Here is a 16,295-nt window from a genome sequence, read left to right as displayed (position 1 = left end):
TCCTTAGCTCAGTCGGTAGAGCATGCGGCTGTTAACCGCAGTGTCGTTGGTTCGAGTCCAACAGGGGGAGTTTTTTTGTTTCCTGTAAATGTAAAGTTTATGGGATTTTTTTATGCTTGATCTGTGACAGGATAAGGATGTAAAAACGTGCAGATATAAATAAGATATATTTATATCTGCACGTTTATTTTTGTAACTACAAATAGAAATATTGACTGTTAGAGATAATCAATAAATTTATAAAGCTATGACAGAGAAATTCTGGCTTATCGAATGAAATTAGTCATGATCTTCTGCTCTGTCTCCGGAGCGTCGATACCGGCCTTTTTACCGGCTTCAATACATTTTAACAGCCATGCCATGTTATTGCCTAACGTACGCATGATCTGGAGGCCTTCAGCGTCTTTTCTGACGTCATCCGGGGTATTGCCGTGAACCATTGTCCAGTAGTTTCCGGACACGACAGGCATCTGATGATAGGTAAAGTATTTGATCAGAACATCCAGAGTAGCAGTAGTACCGGCACGTCTTGCGGAAGCAACAGCTGCGGCAGGCTTGTGGATCATATCCTTTCCGGCCTTGGAAGCGAATTTATCCATGAATTCGATGATCTGTCCGGAAGGAGAAGCCCAGTAAACCGGAGAACCAACAATAAGGGCGTCAGCCTCTTTCATAATGGCAGCTGCGTCAGCAACGTTTTCCTGAGAAGGATCCCCGGCCTGGAAGATTTCTGCCTCCACACCGTTCTTCTTTAAGGTTTCTGCGATCTCTGTAAGAGCTGTATAAGTGCAGCCTTCTTTGCGAGGACTGCCGTTGAGTAATAAAACTTTCATTATTGTCATCCTTTCATATGATTTTTTAAGTCATCATACTTTCAATTATATACAGAGAAAAAATAATGTCAATGTTTGAAAAAAACAGAAAAAATTTTCCCGGGTAGGGTTTGAGAAAGAAAATACAAACCCTTGGAAAGCCCATTTTATAAGGCTTTTCGGCCTGTTTTCCGGCTTTGTAAAAAAAATTGAAATTTTTCAAAAAAAAGCTTGCAATTATAAAAAAGGTATGGTATTATTTAACTCGTCGCTGAGGGAAATACAAAACAGCGAAACATAAAAAAGAAATATGGCTCCATGGTCAAGCGGTTAAGACACCGCCCTTTCACGGCGGTAACAGGGGTTCAAATCCCCTTGGAGTCACTTAAAACTAAACTGGATATTCATTGACTCGATTCAACATTTGGTGTTTAATACGCCGATGTGGCTCAATTGGCAGAGCAGCTGATTTGTAATCAGCAGGTTATCGGTTCGAGTCCGATCATCGGCTTTTTGGACCTTTAGCTCAGTTGGTTAGAGCAACCGGCTCATAACCGGTCGGTCCTGGGTTCGAGTCCCCGAAGGTCCATTTTAAAAGTTTTATATTTTGTATGGCCCAGTGGCTCAGTTGGTTAGAGCGCCGCCCTGTCACGGCGGAGGTCGAGAGTTCGAGTCTCTTCTGGGTCGTTCATATTTGGGGTCTTAGCTCAGCTGGGAGAGCATCTGCCTTACAAGCAGAGGGTCATAGGTTCGAGCCCTATAGGCCCCATTTTTGAACAAATTAATTGAATATGCGGGTATGGTGGAATAGGCAGACACAAGAGACTTAAAATCTCTCGGGGGCAACTCCGTGCCGGTTCAAGTCCGGCTACCCGCAGTATCAGTAAGATTCCTTTTTAGGGATCTTTTTTTGTATCATAAAATTTATTGATGAAAACGGGAAAATATTCCTAGCTTATTGGTAGGGATATTGACAAGGCTATTTTCCCATGATAGAATCCTGACAGTTGTAAAACAAATCGGACAGATATAAAAAATATATCCGTTGTCAGTATAAATATACATGGAAAGAATATAAGGAGAAGTCAGAAAATGCTGAATCAGTTTTCAAGAACAGAATTATTAATCGGAAAAGAAGGAATGGAAAAGCTGAAAAATTCCAGAGTCGCAGTATTCGGAATTGGCGGTGTTGGCGGATATACGGTGGAAGCACTGGTCAGAAGTGGCGTAGGTACCCTGGATCTCATTGATGATGATAAAGTATGCCTCACCAATATCAATCGCCAGATTTACGCAACAAGAAAGACCGTAGGGAAATATAAAGTTGACGTGGCCAGAGAACGTATTCTTGAAATTAATCCGGATGCAGTTGTAAATATCCACAAAACATTTTATGTGCCGGAGACAGCGGATTCCTTTGATTTTTCCCAGTATGATTATGTAGTCGATGCGATCGACACTGTAACCGGAAAGCTGATGCTCGTAGAGCAGGCAAAGGCTTCAGGAACACCGATCATCAGCTCTATGGGGGCCGGAAATAAGATGGATCCAACAGGTTTTATAGTGACAGATATTTATAAAACGTCCGTCTGTCCCCTTGCAAAGGTCATGCGCCGTGAACTGAAAAAAAGAGGAATCAAAAAACTGAAGGTGGTTTACTCACAGGAGAAGCCAATGACTCCAATTGATGATATGGCGATCAGCTGCGAGTCTCATTGCATCTGTCCTCCGGGAACAGAAAGAAAATGTACTCAGAGACGTCAGGTACCGGGAAGTAATGCCTTCGTGCCTTCCGTAGTGGGACTGATCATTGCCGGTGAGGTTGTAAAGGATCTTATTAAATAAAAATTGGATCATTCTGTGTTACTGAGAACGGAATGAACAGTAACCATTCTGTAAGAACAGATATTGCATGTATACTTATATTGTGCAATATCTGTTTTTTTGTGATAAAATATTTTTTACAGATAGTTTTGTAAATAAAAGAGAAGGACAGATAAAGTATGGGGATCGTTGAAAAATTTATAAAAGAAGGACAGCTGACAAAGGAAGAATATCCGGAACTTCTGCACTTATACCAGGATCCGGATGCGGTTCGTCTGCTTCGGGAAGAGGCTGTCCGTATACAGAAAAAATATTTTGGAAATAAAATATATACAAGAGGTCTGATAGAATTTACCAATTACTGCAGAAATGACTGCTATTACTGCGGGATCCGCCGTTCTAACAGGAATGCCAGCCGTTACCGCCTTACGAAGGAAGAAATCCTGCAGTGCTGCGAGAATGGCTATGAGCTGGGATTTCGGACATTTGTGCTCCAGGGAGGGGAAGACCCATGGTTTAATGGTGACCGGATGGTTGACATCATCCGGTCCATCAAACAGGGATATCCGGACTGTGCGATCACGCTATCCATTGGGGAGAAATCAAAAGAAAGCTATCAGAGATTTAAAGATGCCGGAGCAGACCGCTATTTACTCCGTCATGAGACGGCCAGTGAGGAACATTATCGTTATCTTCATCCGGAGAGTTTAAGTCTTGCAAACCGTAAACAGTGTCTTTATACCCTGAAGGAACTGGGATATCAGATAGGTGCCGGATTTATGGTAGGTGCGCCGGGACAGACGCTGGAGTATCTGGCGGAAGACCTTGTTTTTCTTAAAGACCTGAATCCGCATATGGTGGGGATCGGACCATTTGTCCCGCACCATGATACGAAATTTGCAGAGGAACCGGCAGGAAGTGTGGATCTGACACTGTTTCTGCTGTCTGTCATCCGGATCCTGCTTCCACAGGTACTTCTTCCGGCAACCACAGCACTGGGGACCTTGGACCCCAGAGGCAGGGAAAAGGGTTTTCAGGCGGGTGCAAATGTAGTAATGCCCAATCTTTCTCCGGTGAAGAACCGTAAACAGTATGAGCTTTATGATAACAAGATCTGTACAGGCGAGGAAGCAGCAGAGTGCAGAGGGTGCCTTACCAGACGTGTGGAGTCTGTAGGCTATGAAATCGTTACAGACCGTGGAGATTCCCCGATGACAGATTGACACGGGGTACAAAATACTTTCTTTTTTCAGCGATTTAAGGTAAAATATCAGTAAGATCAGATTGCTAAAAAATTAACAGCTGGTCAGAAATAAGCGGAATTTTCCTGCAAAGCGGAATGCAGGAAAAATGATGGAGTGCGTAAAATATGGAAAAATCAGAAAATGCTGTGCGGAGCAGACTTCTGGAAGCGGGGAAGGAAGAATTCAGAGACAGGGGATTTCTGAAGGCTTCTCTTCGTGCGATCTGCAAAAAAGCAGATGTGACTACGGGAGCGCTATATTTCTTTTTTGAAAGTAAAGCAGCTCTTTTTGAAGAAATCGTGGAAGAGACGGTAGAGGATCTGAAGCGGATCATGGGAGACTTTACGGATCAGGAAAAACAACTGCATCCGGAAGAATATGACAGGATACTTATGGAATTTATCTGGGAAAACAGGGACATCGCAAAAATCCTCATAGATGGAGCTGAAGGTACCAGATATGTGAATTTCCGTGAGGATGCCTGTACGAAAATGGAGCAGATCCTTAATGAACGTTTTCAAAAGGAATGTGGACAAGAAGTTGATCACGAGCTGGTACATATCCTGGTACAGATGAAATTTCAGGGATATTGTGAACTGCTCCGGGGAAACTGCTCCAGGGAAAAACTCCTGGAAATTTCCAGAATTCTGCAGATATGTTCCAGCCAGTGCCTTCTGGCAATTGAGGCAGAACTAAACAGAAAGCATTAAAAACCATTGCTCATTCTCCTAAAGTATGTTATGATTAACTTGGTTAGTTTTAACAAACCGAGGGAGGTGTAAATAACGTGAGATCAAATGAATCATCTGAAGATTATTTGGAAACGATCCTGATCCTTGGAAACAGGAGCTCTCTTGTAAGAGCTGTGGATATCGCGGCAGAGATGGGCTTTAAGAAACCGAGTGTCAGTGTTGCCATGAAGAATCTTCGCCAGAAAAATCTCATCACAGTAGCCGACAACGGAGATATCCGTCTGACAGAGGACGGACATAAGATTGCCGATAAGGTATATGAACGTCATCAGCTGATCTCTTCCTGGCTGATGATACTGGGAGTCCAGGAAAAAACAGCGATTCATGATGCCTGCAGGATCGAGCACATAATCAGTGAGGAGAGCTTTCAGGCATTGAAAAAGGCAGTTTATGAGCTGAGGGAGCAGCAGGCTGTGCTCCATGGAGAAACCGCGGATCAGGTTTGATCCCTGCAGCAGAAGCTATCAGGAATTGACAACTGAAAAAATAAGAATATAATGGAAATCCAGGTTATGAAATGGAGGATACCAAAAGATGAAATTACTTTTTATACGACATGGAGACCCGGATTACACAATAGATTCCCTGACCGAAAAGGGCTGGAAGGAAGCGGAATTTCTTTCTGAAAAGATCGCAGCTCTTGATGTCAGGGATTTTTATGTTTCTCCGCTTGGAAGAGCAAAGGATACCGCATCCTGCACACTGAAGAAAAACGGAAGAACAGCTACAGAATGCAAGTGGCTGAGAGAATTCGACGTAAAGATCAGAAGACCGGATCTTCATGGGGAAAAGATCATTCCCTGGGACTGGCTTCCACAGGACTGGACGAAAATCGAAAATTTCTACAGCTTTGACCGCTGGTGGGATAATGACATCCTGCGAGAGGGAAAAATGAAAGAAGAGTATGACTGGGTCACACAGAATTTTGATAAAGTTCTGGCAGAGCATGGCTATGTGCGGGAAGGACATTATTACAGAGCAGAAAAAGCCAATGAAGATACGCTTGTGTTTTTCTGCCATTTCGGTGTAAGCTGTGTACTCATCAGCTATCTTCTCAGTATCTCTCCGCTGGTGATGCTGCAGAATTTCTGTGCGGCGCCGTCATCGGTGAGCACCATTGTTACAGAGGAGAGGCGAAAAGGGATCGCGTCCTTCCGTATGAGCTCTTTTGGAGATATTTCTCATTTGTATGCGCATCAGGAGCCGCCGGCTTTTGCTGCCAGATTCTGTGAGACATATGATAACAAAGAGCAGAGACACGACTAAAAAGCGAAAGAAACGGCTGTAATATTTTGGTTTTTTCCGGAAGACCATGGTAAATAATGATCAGCAGGATTATTTTGGAAAATGATTAGACTTCGTTAATAAATTTTATAAATTTATTAGAAATTGTACAAATTTCTCTCACATTTATCCTGTATGATATAAACATCTTAAGAGAACAGAAGCTCTTAAGAAAAACTCTTTCCTTTCCCTAAAATATGTATGAAGATAAACCACCGTTCCATTGGCAAGACAGAGCCGACAGGACGGTGGTTTTGCATTGCAGAAAAAAACTGCCGAATGACAGAGGAGATAAAGATTTCCAATGTTTATCGGCAGCGTTTTTTTGTTGTTTGAGATTTATTGGATATACAGCTTCAGGCACAGCTACGGCCTACGATAGCGGTTAAAGCAGGAATATATTTCCTGGATCCTGGGCATGGCATAACCGCATGGAATATAAGAGCCTTCCGAGAAGAAGGACAATCCCTGCCTTTTCAGCTGAGTATCCAGATAAGTGATGATCTCCGGCAGAGTACGTTTTCCGTCAATGAGATGTTCGCAGGCATATTTCAGAAGCAACGCTAGGGATGCAGTTTGCTCGGAGTCGATCAGCTGCTCCACATGGCGGAGATCCACTTCGGTTTTTCCAAGAGAAAAGCCATCTTTGCCGTGAACCTTGGTTTTCAGTCTTTCCGGCTGTCCGGGACGGCTGTGGCGGGATGGAGCCACTTTGGCCCTGATCATGATGCGATGGCTTTCCGGAAGGCGGAATGTAGGGGCCTCAATGTCTGAGAGAGGATATTCCTGACAGAGCTTTTTGGTGACTGCTGTGATGTCCACCGGATGATAATTATCCATCTGGATCACAGTATCCGCAATATGGAAAAAAGCTCCGGAGCTTCCGGCAACCAGGATAGTGGAGATCCCTGCCTTTTCATAGAGATCCCGCGCACGTTCCAGAAATGGAGTGATGGGCTCCTTTTCCCGGCAGATCACCCGCTGCATGAAGGAATCACGGACCATAAAGTTGGTGGCAGAGGTATCCTCGTCAAGGAGAAAGACTTTACTTCCGGTCTCCATACTTTCCACGATACCGGCAGCCTGTGAAGTGCTGCCGCTGGCATCCTCTGTAGAAAAGCAGAGGGTGTCTTTTTTATTTGGAAGATCGTTGATAAAAAGAGAAATGTCCACATCTTTGATAAAACGGCCGTCCTCAGAGCGAAGCTTCTGAGCAGAAGGATCGGTAATGACATACTCCCGGCCATCGCCGGAAATGTGATCGTAAATTCCCAGCTCCAGTGCGTTAAGTAAGGTGGATTTGCCATGGTAGCCGCCACCTACGATCAAAGTGATGCCGCAGGGAATGCCCATGCCTGTGATGGTTCCTCTGTGGGGCAGATCCATGGAAACCCTCAGGCTTTCCGGAGAAACAAAAGGAACAGAGTTTTTCATCGGGCGTGAAGAAATGCCGCTTTCCCTGGGGAGGATAGCGCCGTCACTGACAAAGGCAGCCAGAGAACGTTTTTTCAGCTCCTGACGGATAAATGCCTGATCTTCGGCAAGGCAGATGGCTTTTCTCAGCGCTTCCGGGTCAAGATTCCGGTAAAAAAATGCCTTGTGAACACAGATCGGAAGAAAATCGAAGAGGATTTTTTCCAGTTCGGGAGAGTTGATGGTTCTGCCATTGGCCGGGAAACCGATGAAAAAACGGGCAGTGATGCCTTTTTCCGTTATTTCACAGGCGGTACGTGCAAGAACCTCCTGACCACAGTGGCTTACTGAGATCAGGCCGCTTTTTCCGGAGCCCTTTGCACGGAAGGTATAACGGTTTACCTGCTGTTCAAACTGGCGGTTCAGAAAGTCTCCCAGTGTGATGCGGGTCAGGGAATCCTTATAATATTCTGCCGGAAATCCGGTGTCTCGGTGGGAAAGCTTCACACTGATGTGAGAGGGAGAGGCAAAAGGATCCCCCTGCACGTGGTCAAGGGACAAAATATAACGGTCAAACTGGTATGCACCCCGCAGAGACTTGTATGCAGGATAGCTTTTGCGGTTGATGCTGTGAAGAAGCTCTTTTAGCTGAGCAGATGATTGCATGTTGTTTCCTCCTTTGCCCTGTTGGAGCATACAGGTAAAGTCTACGGTGAAACAGAAAGCTTTCCGTGTGTGAGATACCTGAAAATTTTGGATACAGGGCCAATTCTTAAGAACTACTATAACGAATCATAAAGATTTTGTAAAGAATGGGAATTGCGGTGGAAATTCGTAAATGTTTGACCTATAATAGTAGACAGATTGCAGATAATATGATGAGAAACGGCAGCTGCCGGAAGCTATAAAGAAAGGTGGACCACTAAAATGGAAAGAAGAAATGCGTGGCTTTCTTATAAGGAAGCAGAAGAGACAGAAATGGAGAAGCTTGCGAAGGCTTACAGAGAATTTTTGGATAAAGGAAAAACAGAACGGGAATGTGTTGCAGAAATCGTGAAGGAAGCAGAGGCTGCCGGATATGAATCTCTTGAGTCGAAGCTTGAAAAAGGCGAGAAGATCAAGGCCGGTGACAAGGTTTATGCGGTAGGGATGAAGAAGATCGTTGCTCTGTTTCATGTAGGAACGGAAGAGCTTTCCGGAGGTATGAGCATTCTCTGTGCACATATCGATTCTCCGCGACTGGATGTCAAGCAGAATCCTCTGTACGAGGATACGGATCTGGCTTATCTGGATACCCATTATTATGGTGGTGTAAAGAAATACCAGTGGGTGACACTGCCTCTTGCCATGCATGGTGTTGTTGCAAAGAAGGACGGAAGCATTGTGGAGATCAGCATTGGTGAGGATGTGGAAGATCCGGTACTTTACATCACAGATCTTCTGATCCATCTTTCCGGAAAACAGCTCCAGAAAAAGGCAGCAGAGGTTATTGAGGGTGAGATGCTGGATATCCTGATCGGCAGCAGACCTCTTGCAGAGCTTCCGGATGATTCCAAAAAGGATGCGGTAAAACAGAATGTGCTGAAGATTTTAAATGAGAAGTATGGTATTGAGGAAGAGGACTTTCTTTCAGCAGAGCTGGAGATCGTTCCGGCAGGAAAGGCAAGAGACTGTGGACTTGACCGCAGCATGATCGCAGCATATGGACAGGATGACCGTGTATGCGCTTACACATCCCTTGCGGCAATGCTGGAGATGGAGGAGACACCGAAGCGTACCGGCTGCTGTCTCCTTGTAGATAAGGAAGAGATCGGAAGCGTTGGTGCCACAGGCATGCAGTCCAGATTTTTTGAGAACAGCGTGGCAGAGCTTCTGGACGGAATGGGCTGCTATTCCGAGCTTGCATTAAGAAGAGCTCTCCGTAATTCCAGCATGCTTTCTTCCGATGTAAGTGCCGGCTATGATCCGGCCTATGGTGAGGCTTTTGAGAAAAAGAATGCAGCATATCTTGGACGCGGTATCGTTCTTAACAAGTTCACCGGAGCAAGAGGAAAATCCGGTTCCAACGATGCCAATGCAGAGTACGTTGCAAGAGTTCGCAGGATTTTTGATGATCACAATGTTGCTTTCCAGACAGCAGAGCTTGGAAAGGTTGATTTTGGCGGAGGCGGAACCATCGCTTATATTGCGGCGCTTTACGGAATGGAGGTTATCGACAGTGGCGTGGCAGTGCTGAGTATGCATGCTCCGTGGGAGGTTACCAGCAAGGCAGATGTATATGAGGCATACAAGGCATATAAGGCGTTTTTACTTGATGCATAAACAGATGTATAAATGTGTGTCAGTTCTGAAGACATTCAGGTAATCTTTTCGTTACAGATCAATGAGCGGGGTTTTCCCGGAAATGACAGAGCAGTCTGCCTGCTGCTGTTTTGGCTTGGAGCGTTCCGACGAGAAACAGCAGTATCCCCTGCAGACTTCGCTCTGTATTTTTAACCTGATCAGGGAAGCTCTCTGTTTCAATGGCGAAAAGCAATAAGCAGAGGAGGGGCTTGCCTGGGACTGATTTACTTTACAAGGAGTAATTTTATTATGGAAGATGCATTGGTACGGGTAGTAGATCTGTGCAAGGTTTACAATCCCGGAGAAAATGAGGTGCGGGCGCTGGATCATGTGGACCTGGAGATCCATAAGGGTGAATTTGTGGCTATTATCGGACAGTCCGGTTCCGGAAAATCCACCTTTATGAACATGCTGGGCTGTCTGGATGTCCCCACCTCCGGGAAATATTATCTGAATGGAACAGATGTATCCACAATGAAGGATAATGATCTCTCGGTGGTACGAAATAAGGAGATTGGTTTTATCTTTCAGGGCTTTAATCTGATCGCAAATCTTACGGCTCTGGAAAACGTGGAGCTTCCTCTGATCTATCGTGGGATCGACCGGAAAACAAGAAGAAAGCTTGCTGTGGAATCTCTTAAAAAAGTCGGACTTGAGAAACGTATGGACCATAAGCCAAACGAAATGTCAGGGGGACAGCAGCAGCGTGTGGCTATTGCCAGAGCTATCGCAGCCAGGCCGCCGGTGATCCTGGCAGATGAACCAACGGGAAATCTGGACTCTGCATCCAGCAGGGAAATTATGGAAATCCTGAAGGGAATGCACAGATCAGGAGAAACCTTGATCCTGATCACTCATGATAATGGGATTGCGGCTCAGGCCAGACGTGTGGTTCGGATCATGGATGGAAAAATTGAATCAGATACGATCAATGAGGAATTTGTCGAGGAGGCTTAAGAATGAAAAAAGGGAAAAAGATTGTGATTGGTGTGGCAGCAGTAGCTGTTGTGGCAGGCGGTATTTATGCGGCATCAGGTGCAGGCCGCGGAGGATCACAGATTCCGCAGGTTGCGGTTACCAAAGCGGAGACAGGAGATGTGGAGGAGATCGTAGATGCAACCGGAACCGTTGTCAGTGATGAGCAGAAGACCTTTTATTCTCCTGTGAACGCACAGATCAAAAGCGTATCCTTCGCAGAAGGCGATACGGTTTCAAAGGGAACGAAGCTGATAGAGTTTGAAGTGAAGGATCTGGAGAGGGATAATCAGAAAGCAGAGCTGAATGTACAGTCCGGACAGTATGATTACAAAAATTCCATCAATAAATCCAATGAGGCCCGGCAGAAGCAGGACAGCGCAAAAGCAAAGGTTTCCAGTCTGGAACAGCAGGTAAGGGAGCAGCAGAATTATCTGGCTTCCCTGAGATCACAGCTGGCGTCTGTACAGGCTCAGGCTGCGGCAGATGCGCAGGCACAGGCCCAGGCGGAGACCCAGGCAAAGGCAGAGGCCCAGGCTGCCAGGGATGCAGAGACTCAGAGAGCGTATTCAGAAGCGCTGACTACATATCAGAATGAGACACTTCCGCAGTACCAGCAGGAGCTGGGACAGCTGAATTCCGATTATGTAACGGCACAGAATGCTTATAATCAGGCAGATACCAGTTATCAGATGGCTTTTGCACAGTGGCAGGCAGAGCAGAGCGATGAGAATGCCCAGGCGCTGGATGAAGCGGAAGCAGCAAGAAGTCAGGCAGAGATCACCTGCCAGGAAGCAAAGGAAGCTTATGAGGATAAGAAGGCCAGCCAGCCAAAAATGCCGGAGTATTCTGATTACAGCAGTAGTGCGGCCGGTGATTTTGTTACCGATGGAGCTTCAGAGGAAACACCGGGGCTGACAGATCAGGCATCTGCGGATGCTTCTTCTGCAGGAAGTACAGTGGATACTTCTGCCATTGAGAATGCAATCGAACAGGCAACCTCTGATCTGGCGGATCTGCAGTCGGACCTTGCTTCCCAGAAATCCATTGCAGAGGCGGATTCTGCCAGCCTTACAGAAGAAGAGAAAGAAAAAATGCGTGTCAGCAACAATCTTACTGAGCTGGATGCAAAATCTGCGAAAGAGCTGGTAGAAGAAGGAAAGAAAGGCATTTCGGCGGATTTTAACGGCGTCATTTCCAAATCAGCAGTCCAGCAGGGCGCAGCGGCAACACAGGGAATGGAGCTTTTTACCCTGCAGAATACAGATAAGGTCAGCGTTGATATCAATGTGTCTAAGTATGACTACGATAAGGTAAAGGAAGGCCAGAATGCGGACATTACCATCGGCGACAGGAAATATACCGGCAAGGTGACTAAGATCAGTCACATTGCGACAACCAACGAAAAGGGCTCCACACTGATCTCTGCCACAGTGAGCATCGACAAGCCGGACAAGGATATTTTTCTGGGAGTAGATGCGAAGGTAAAGATCTATGCAGAAAAGGCAGAGGATGTGGTAACGCTTCCGGCAGGCGTGGTAAATATCGGCAAGGATGGTTCCTTCTGTTATGTGCTGAAGGATGGTGTGATCACGAAGCAGGATATCACAACAGGAATCAGTTCCGAGGATTCTGTTGAGATCACAGATGGCATTAAAGCCGGAGATGAGGTCATCGAGGATCTGGGCTCCCTGGAAGAGGGAATGAAGGCAGAGGCAGCAGCGGCAGACAGTGACAGTGCAGCAGAGACAGGGGAGACTGCCGATGAGTAATATTTATGAATATATCAAAATGGCGATCCATAACATCATGGCTAATAAGGGAAGATCCTTTCTCACCATGTTAGGGATCATTATCGGTATTGCATCCGTGATCGCCATTGTGTCCATCGGTGAGGGAACCAAGAATCAGATGAACAGTGAGATCAATGATATCGGTGGCGGCCAGATCGCTGTTTATTGCAGTGATGATGCCATAGCAGACCAGGTCTGGATCGAGTCGGAGGATATTGATGCAGTCCGGGAGCTGGATGGCGTGGAAGGTGTTAATGTTTCAGATTCCTATACAGGCGAGACTGTAACCGGAAAGGGTGATTTTAATCTTACAGTGACCGGGGAGGCCCAGGATGCCAAGCTGGTGGACAATGCTTCTGTGAAGTACGGAAGCTATTTCGGGCAGAAGGAGATCGAAGAGGGAAAAAACGTCTGCGTGATCTCCGATGCCGATGCGAAGAGGCTTTTCGGAACGGATGATGTAGTGGGAATGACACTGGACATTACCTGCTATGATCTGACCAAGACATTCCGCATCTGCGGAGTCACCACACAGAAAGAGAACGGAACCTTTGTCAGCTATACTTACGATGGAATGCCGGTGACCATAAATGTGCCTTATACGGCCATGGACGACTTTACCGGAAGCAGCGGAGAATTTTATCAGATCATAGTTCAGGCGGATAAGAGTCTGGATTCCCAGGCGGTCGCAGATAAGATCATAAATCTTCTTGAGAGACGTCACCAGTGTGCCGGAGATGAATATTTCCAGGTACAGAGCTTCCAGGATGTCATGAAATCCATGAACCAGATGCTTGGCATGGTCACAGCGTTTATCTCTTTTGTTGCAGGAATTTCCCTTCTGGTAGGTGGTATCGGTGTTATGAACATCATGCTGGTGTCCGTCACAGAGCGTACCAGGGAGATCGGTATCCGGAAATCCCTTGGAGCAAAAACCTCGTCTATTATGTTACAGTTTCTTGCTGAGGCGGCGATCCTGACGATCATAGGCGGGCTGATCGGTATTGTGCTGGGGATTGCAGGCGGCTATGTGATCTGTGTGGTGATCAGCAGCAGTATGGGAATGACCATCACACCTGGGATCAGTGCGGGAACCATCCTGGCGGCTACGCTGTTCTCCTGTGCAGTAGGTGTGTTTTTCGGAATCTATCCGGCGAAAAAGGCAGCGAAACTGAGCCCGATCGAGGCACTTAGGCGGAATTAAAAAACTGTTGCTTTTGCATCAAAAATAGCAATAAAAAATATTTTTAAAAAAAATCAAAAAAAGTTTCAAAAAACCCTTGACATTTTATAGGTCTTAGAGTATCATACATATTGTTGCAGCGGTGATACGAAATATCACAAAGGAAAAGCAACAAAGATGTGCGTTTAGCTCAGCTGGATAGAGCGTTTGGCTACGGACCAAAAGGTCGGGGGTTCGAATCCTCTAACGCACGTATAAAGCCTCTGGAATTGTTCCGGAGGCTTTTATTTTGTGTTTCGGAAACAGGCGAAAAATTGTATTGACACTGGTAGTGGGCCAGAGTAGAATAAAAAAACAGAAAAGAAAAATTTTTGTAAAGCTGTTTGTCTGATACAAGCAGCTTTTTTCACAGGAAAAAGTAAACAACGATGAAAGCACAAAACACCTGAAATAGAGGTGAACCTATCAGGAGGAAAAAACAATGCCAGGATATCTGATCAAAGATACAACAAAAGAGGAACGTAAACAGATCGTGGAGGAATCCCTGGGAAATATTTCCGCGAACTGTGATGGCTGTATGGCGAGGCTTGCGGATATGTATCAGGATTATATTGACGGAAAGAAAGAAATCCGTGAGATCAATATGGAGTTCAATGCCAGGTATGTCCGTGGAGATATGGATAAAGAAGAAAAACGAAGCTGCCCGATGTAGCGAACGGAGATTAACAGAAGCATGGATCAAAATGAAGTAAAATATGATAAGCTGCTGAAGATCAAAACCACCGGTCGTGACGATTCCAGATCGGATCAGTACTGTTATCCATATGAACCAACGCCGTACTGTGTACTGGAACGGCTGGCGTATTGTGGATATCTGGGGAAAAAGAATCATCTGATCGACTATGGATGTGGAAAAGGCAGAGTGGATTTTTTTCTGGCGTGGCAGGTCAGATGCCGGACTACAGGCGTGGAGTACGATGAACGTATGACAAAAGCCGCAGAAGAAAACAGGCAGCGGGCTGTTTCCGGGACAAAAACATCATTTATACTGGAGAATGCAGCCCTTTTTCAGGTGCCGGAGTCTGCAGACAGATTTTATTTTTTTAATCCCTTTTCTGTGGAAATACTGAGAAGCGTCATCGGACGCATCCGGGAATCCTGGTATGAAAAAACAAGAAAAATGCTACTCTTTTTCTATTATCCATCTGACGAATATATTTCATATCTGATGACCGTAGCGGAATTGGAATTCCTGGACGAGATCGACTGTCAGGATCTTTTCGACGGAAAAAATCCCAGGGAGAGGATATTGGTATTTCAGATGGGAGAGGAGTAAAAACAACATGATAAAATTGATCGCAACAGACGTAGACGGAACTCTTGTAAAAGACGGGACCATGACTATCAATCCGGAATATATGACAGTGATCCGGAAGCTGACTGAGCTGGGAATCACCTTTGTGGTGTGTTCCGGGCGGCAGTATGACAGTGAGAGGAAGCTGTTTGAGCCGGTGAAGGATCTGGTGTATTTTGTGTCAGATGGCGGTACGGTGATCCGGAAGAATGATAAGATCCTGAAGGTACATACACTTCCGGATGAGGTTTGGAAACGCATGCATCATATGGTGAAAGAAAAAATGCCGGAATGTGACTGCTTTATTGCCACACCGGAATGCTGCTATGCGGAGAATGAGAATGGAAGGATGTTCCGGTGGCTGCGGGATTCCTATGGCTATGATATGAGAAAAGTGGATGATCTTTCTTCTCTTCAGGGAAAACAGGTGCTGAAATTCTCTGTCTATCACCCGGAACGGTGCGAGGAGCTTTGTGCACCGTATTTTACACCGGCATGGAGGGATAAGGTAACACTGGCGGCTGCCGGAAAAGAATGGATGGACAGTACTCCGCCGGAGGGCGAAAAAAGTACAGCTGTCGAATTTATCCAGCAACAGTTAGGAATTTCTCCGGAGGAAACCTGTACATTCGGAGATAACCTCAACGATATTGCCATGCTCCAGAAAGCGGGAATGAGCTATGCAGTAGCCAATGCCAGAGCGGAAGTGCAGACAGCAGCCATGGAAGTGTGTCCCTCTTATAGTGAAGATGGAGTCCTACAGATCCTGAAAGGGATTGTTTCTGAAAGCGGAAAACAATAAAGATACATAAAATATGTGCTTTCGGTAAAGAAAAGTCACCGGCCAGGGGTTGACTTTTAAAAACAATTCTGTTAAATTGAAAAAAATTGAAAATTTTAATTCCATGAGGGAGTAGTTCGCACGTAAGTGTGATTTGTCAACAGACCCGGTTTTTTCTGAAAAACCTGGCAAATCTTAAAGAATGAGACTCATGTATGCTTTGTTATATTTTATTGCAGCAGGGCATACATGGGTCTTTTTTATGTAACAAAAGAATGCCGGAAAGAATTTTTTCAGCAGGGCGGGCGACAATGAATCTCCGGGTTATGGGAAATAAAAAAAGAAAGTGAGAAGAAAAATGGAAAATCTGGTAAACAGTTCACCGCTGATCCTTGTGTTAGTTTTTCTTGTGATCGGCTTTGTGTTCCTGATGAAGGGTGCGGATTTCTTTGTAGAAGGAAGCTCCAGTATTGCAAAAAGGCTGAAGGTGCCGCCGATCATCATCGGTCTTACTATTGTGGCAATGGGAACATCTCT

Annotated in this window: 14 protein-coding genes, 8 tRNA genes and 1 pseudogene; 21 read left to right on the top strand and 2 right to left on the bottom strand. The window is 45.5% G+C overall.

Features of this window, described 5'->3' with window-relative positions; translation table 11 throughout:
• Positions 1-70 (top strand) — tRNA-Asn (locus tag AB5026_RS17285).
• 196 nt (positions 71-266) lie between these two features.
• Here the strand turns inward: AB5026_RS17285 and AB5026_RS17280 are convergent.
• A complete protein-coding gene (locus tag AB5026_RS17280; protein ID WP_022426346.1) occupies positions 267-833 on the bottom strand; it encodes a flavodoxin family protein in 567 nt (188 codons plus the stop codon).
• A gap of 291 nt (positions 834-1,124) precedes the next feature.
• On the opposite strand from AB5026_RS17280, the gene AB5026_RS17275 reads away from it, so the two are divergent.
• The 11 genes from AB5026_RS17275 to AB5026_RS17225 all read left to right on the top strand — a co-directional run bounded on the left by AB5026_RS17275 (position 1,125) and on the right by AB5026_RS17225 (position 5,898).
• Positions 1,125-1,196, top strand: a tRNA-Glu gene (locus AB5026_RS17275).
• A 54-nt stretch (positions 1,197-1,250) separates the two neighbouring features.
• A tRNA-Thr gene (locus AB5026_RS17270) sits at positions 1,251-1,323 on the top strand.
• 4 nt (positions 1,324-1,327) lie between these two features.
• Positions 1,328-1,401, top strand: a tRNA-Ile gene (locus AB5026_RS17265).
• 24 nt (positions 1,402-1,425) lie between these two features.
• Positions 1,426-1,499, top strand: a tRNA-Asp gene (locus tag AB5026_RS17260).
• A gap of 9 nt (positions 1,500-1,508) precedes the next feature.
• Positions 1,509-1,581: transfer RNA gene (locus tag AB5026_RS17255), tRNA-Val, on the top strand.
• 24 nt (positions 1,582-1,605) lie between these two features.
• Positions 1,606-1,689 (top strand) — tRNA-Leu (locus AB5026_RS17250).
• A 215-nt stretch (positions 1,690-1,904) separates the two neighbouring features.
• The gene (locus AB5026_RS17245) at positions 1,905-2,657 is read left to right on the top strand and encodes a tRNA threonylcarbamoyladenosine dehydratase (protein ID WP_287096896.1); all 753 of its coding nucleotides are present in this window, start codon (positions 1,905-1,907) and stop codon (positions 2,655-2,657) included.
• Between the two features lie 158 nt (positions 2,658-2,815).
• The gene (hydE, locus tag AB5026_RS17240; RefSeq protein ID WP_368214000.1) at positions 2,816-3,859 is read left to right on the top strand and encodes a [FeFe] hydrogenase H-cluster radical SAM maturase HydE; all 1,044 of its coding nucleotides are present in this window, start codon (positions 2,816-2,818) and stop codon (positions 3,857-3,859) included.
• A 146-nt stretch (positions 3,860-4,005) separates the two neighbouring features.
• Positions 4,006-4,590: a TetR/AcrR family transcriptional regulator gene (locus tag AB5026_RS17235; RefSeq protein WP_114002081.1), complete on the top strand. Its 585-nt coding sequence runs from the start codon at positions 4,006-4,008 to the stop codon at positions 4,588-4,590.
• Between the two features lie 77 nt (positions 4,591-4,667).
• Positions 4,668-5,078 (top strand): metal-dependent transcriptional regulator, encoded by a 411-nt coding sequence (locus tag AB5026_RS17230; protein ID WP_021650250.1) that lies wholly within the window; start codon positions 4,668-4,670, stop codon positions 5,076-5,078.
• A gap of 88 nt (positions 5,079-5,166) precedes the next feature.
• Positions 5,167-5,898 (top strand): histidine phosphatase family protein, encoded by a 732-nt coding sequence (locus AB5026_RS17225; protein WP_021650251.1) that lies wholly within the window; start codon positions 5,167-5,169, stop codon positions 5,896-5,898.
• Between the two features lie 384 nt (positions 5,899-6,282).
• Here the strand turns inward: AB5026_RS17225 and AB5026_RS17220 are convergent, their stop codons facing one another.
• Positions 6,283-7,995: an ABC-ATPase domain-containing protein gene (locus AB5026_RS17220; RefSeq protein ID WP_368213997.1), complete on the bottom strand. Its 1,713-nt coding sequence runs from the start codon at positions 7,993-7,995 to the stop codon at positions 6,283-6,285.
• Between the two features lie 261 nt (positions 7,996-8,256).
• Between AB5026_RS17220 and AB5026_RS17215 the strand changes: the two genes are divergently transcribed.
• From AB5026_RS17215 to AB5026_RS17175, 9 genes and pseudogenes are all read left to right on the top strand, one after another.
• On the top strand, positions 8,257-9,651 hold the full coding sequence (locus AB5026_RS17215) for an aminopeptidase (protein WP_110102848.1): 1,395 nt from the start codon (positions 8,257-8,259) through the stop codon (positions 9,649-9,651).
• Between the two features lie 270 nt (positions 9,652-9,921).
• Positions 9,922-10,629, top strand: coding sequence for an ABC transporter ATP-binding protein (locus tag AB5026_RS17210; protein WP_118608647.1), 708 nt, complete (start codon positions 9,922-9,924; stop codon positions 10,627-10,629).
• Positions 10,630-10,631: 2 nt separating this feature from the next.
• The gene (locus AB5026_RS17205) at positions 10,632-12,419 is read left to right on the top strand and encodes an efflux RND transporter periplasmic adaptor subunit (protein ID WP_173741353.1); all 1,788 of its coding nucleotides are present in this window, start codon (positions 10,632-10,634) and stop codon (positions 12,417-12,419) included.
• Positions 12,412-13,644 (top strand): ABC transporter permease, encoded by a 1,233-nt coding sequence (locus tag AB5026_RS17200; RefSeq protein WP_368213994.1) that lies wholly within the window; start codon positions 12,412-12,414, stop codon positions 13,642-13,644. Before AB5026_RS17205 ends, AB5026_RS17200 begins: the two co-directional genes overlap by 8 nt.
• Positions 13,645-13,802: 158 nt before the next feature.
• Positions 13,803-13,876, top strand: a tRNA-Arg gene (locus AB5026_RS17195).
• Between the two features lie 228 nt (positions 13,877-14,104).
• Entirely contained in the window at positions 14,105-14,335 is a 231-nt protein-coding gene (locus AB5026_RS17190; protein WP_021650258.1) for a hypothetical protein, read from the top strand.
• Positions 14,336-14,356: 21 nt separating this feature from the next.
• Positions 14,357-14,959 (top strand): class I SAM-dependent methyltransferase, encoded by a 603-nt coding sequence (locus AB5026_RS17185; protein WP_021650259.1) that lies wholly within the window; start codon positions 14,357-14,359, stop codon positions 14,957-14,959.
• Between the two features lie 7 nt (positions 14,960-14,966).
• The gene (locus AB5026_RS17180; protein ID WP_368213992.1) at positions 14,967-15,779 is read left to right on the top strand and encodes a Cof-type HAD-IIB family hydrolase; all 813 of its coding nucleotides are present in this window, start codon (positions 14,967-14,969) and stop codon (positions 15,777-15,779) included.
• 337 nt (positions 15,780-16,116) lie between these two features.
• Positions 16,117-16,295 (top strand): annotated as a pseudogene (locus tag AB5026_RS17175) (sodium:calcium antiporter); the annotation flags it as partial.

This window comes from Blautia sp. RTP21359st1_E11_RTP21359_211015 (assembly GCF_040910705.1).
Taxonomy (GTDB): domain Bacteria; phylum Bacillota; class Clostridia; order Lachnospirales; family Lachnospiraceae; genus Blautia_A; species Blautia_A fusiformis.
The sequence above is the reverse complement of the archived record's forward strand: the minus strand, read 5'-3'. Positions and strand labels throughout refer to the sequence as shown.

What these genes read in the sequence shown, in the direction of transcription:
- AB5026_RS17280 (WP_022426346.1), bottom strand. Translation starts at nt 833, where the DNA reads ATGAAAGTTTTATTACTCAACGGCAGTCCTCGCAAAGAAGGCTGCACT.
- AB5026_RS17245 (WP_287096896.1), top strand. Translation starts at nt 1,905, where the DNA reads ATGCTGAATCAGTTTTCAAGAACAGAATTATTAATCGGAAAAGAAGGA.
- hydE (WP_368214000.1), top strand. Translation starts at nt 2,816, where the DNA reads ATGGGGATCGTTGAAAAATTTATAAAAGAAGGACAGCTGACAAAGGAA.
- AB5026_RS17235 (WP_114002081.1), top strand. Translation starts at nt 4,006, where the DNA reads ATGGAAAAATCAGAAAATGCTGTGCGGAGCAGACTTCTGGAAGCGGGG.
- AB5026_RS17225 (WP_021650251.1), top strand. Translation starts at nt 5,167, where the DNA reads ATGAAATTACTTTTTATACGACATGGAGACCCGGATTACACAATAGAT.
- AB5026_RS17220 (WP_368213997.1), bottom strand. Translation starts at nt 7,995, where the DNA reads ATGCAATCATCTGCTCAGCTAAAAGAGCTTCTTCACAGCATCAACCGC.
- AB5026_RS17215 (WP_110102848.1), top strand. Translation starts at nt 8,257, where the DNA reads ATGGAAAGAAGAAATGCGTGGCTTTCTTATAAGGAAGCAGAAGAGACA.
- AB5026_RS17210 (WP_118608647.1), top strand. Translation starts at nt 9,922, where the DNA reads ATGGAAGATGCATTGGTACGGGTAGTAGATCTGTGCAAGGTTTACAAT.
- AB5026_RS17205 (WP_173741353.1), top strand. Translation starts at nt 10,632, where the DNA reads ATGAAAAAAGGGAAAAAGATTGTGATTGGTGTGGCAGCAGTAGCTGTT.
- AB5026_RS17200 (WP_368213994.1), top strand. Translation starts at nt 12,412, where the DNA reads ATGAGTAATATTTATGAATATATCAAAATGGCGATCCATAACATCATG.
- AB5026_RS17190 (WP_021650258.1), top strand. Translation starts at nt 14,105, where the DNA reads ATGCCAGGATATCTGATCAAAGATACAACAAAAGAGGAACGTAAACAG.
- AB5026_RS17185 (WP_021650259.1), top strand. Translation starts at nt 14,357, where the DNA reads ATGGATCAAAATGAAGTAAAATATGATAAGCTGCTGAAGATCAAAACC.
- AB5026_RS17180 (WP_368213992.1), top strand. Translation starts at nt 14,967, where the DNA reads ATGATAAAATTGATCGCAACAGACGTAGACGGAACTCTTGTAAAAGAC.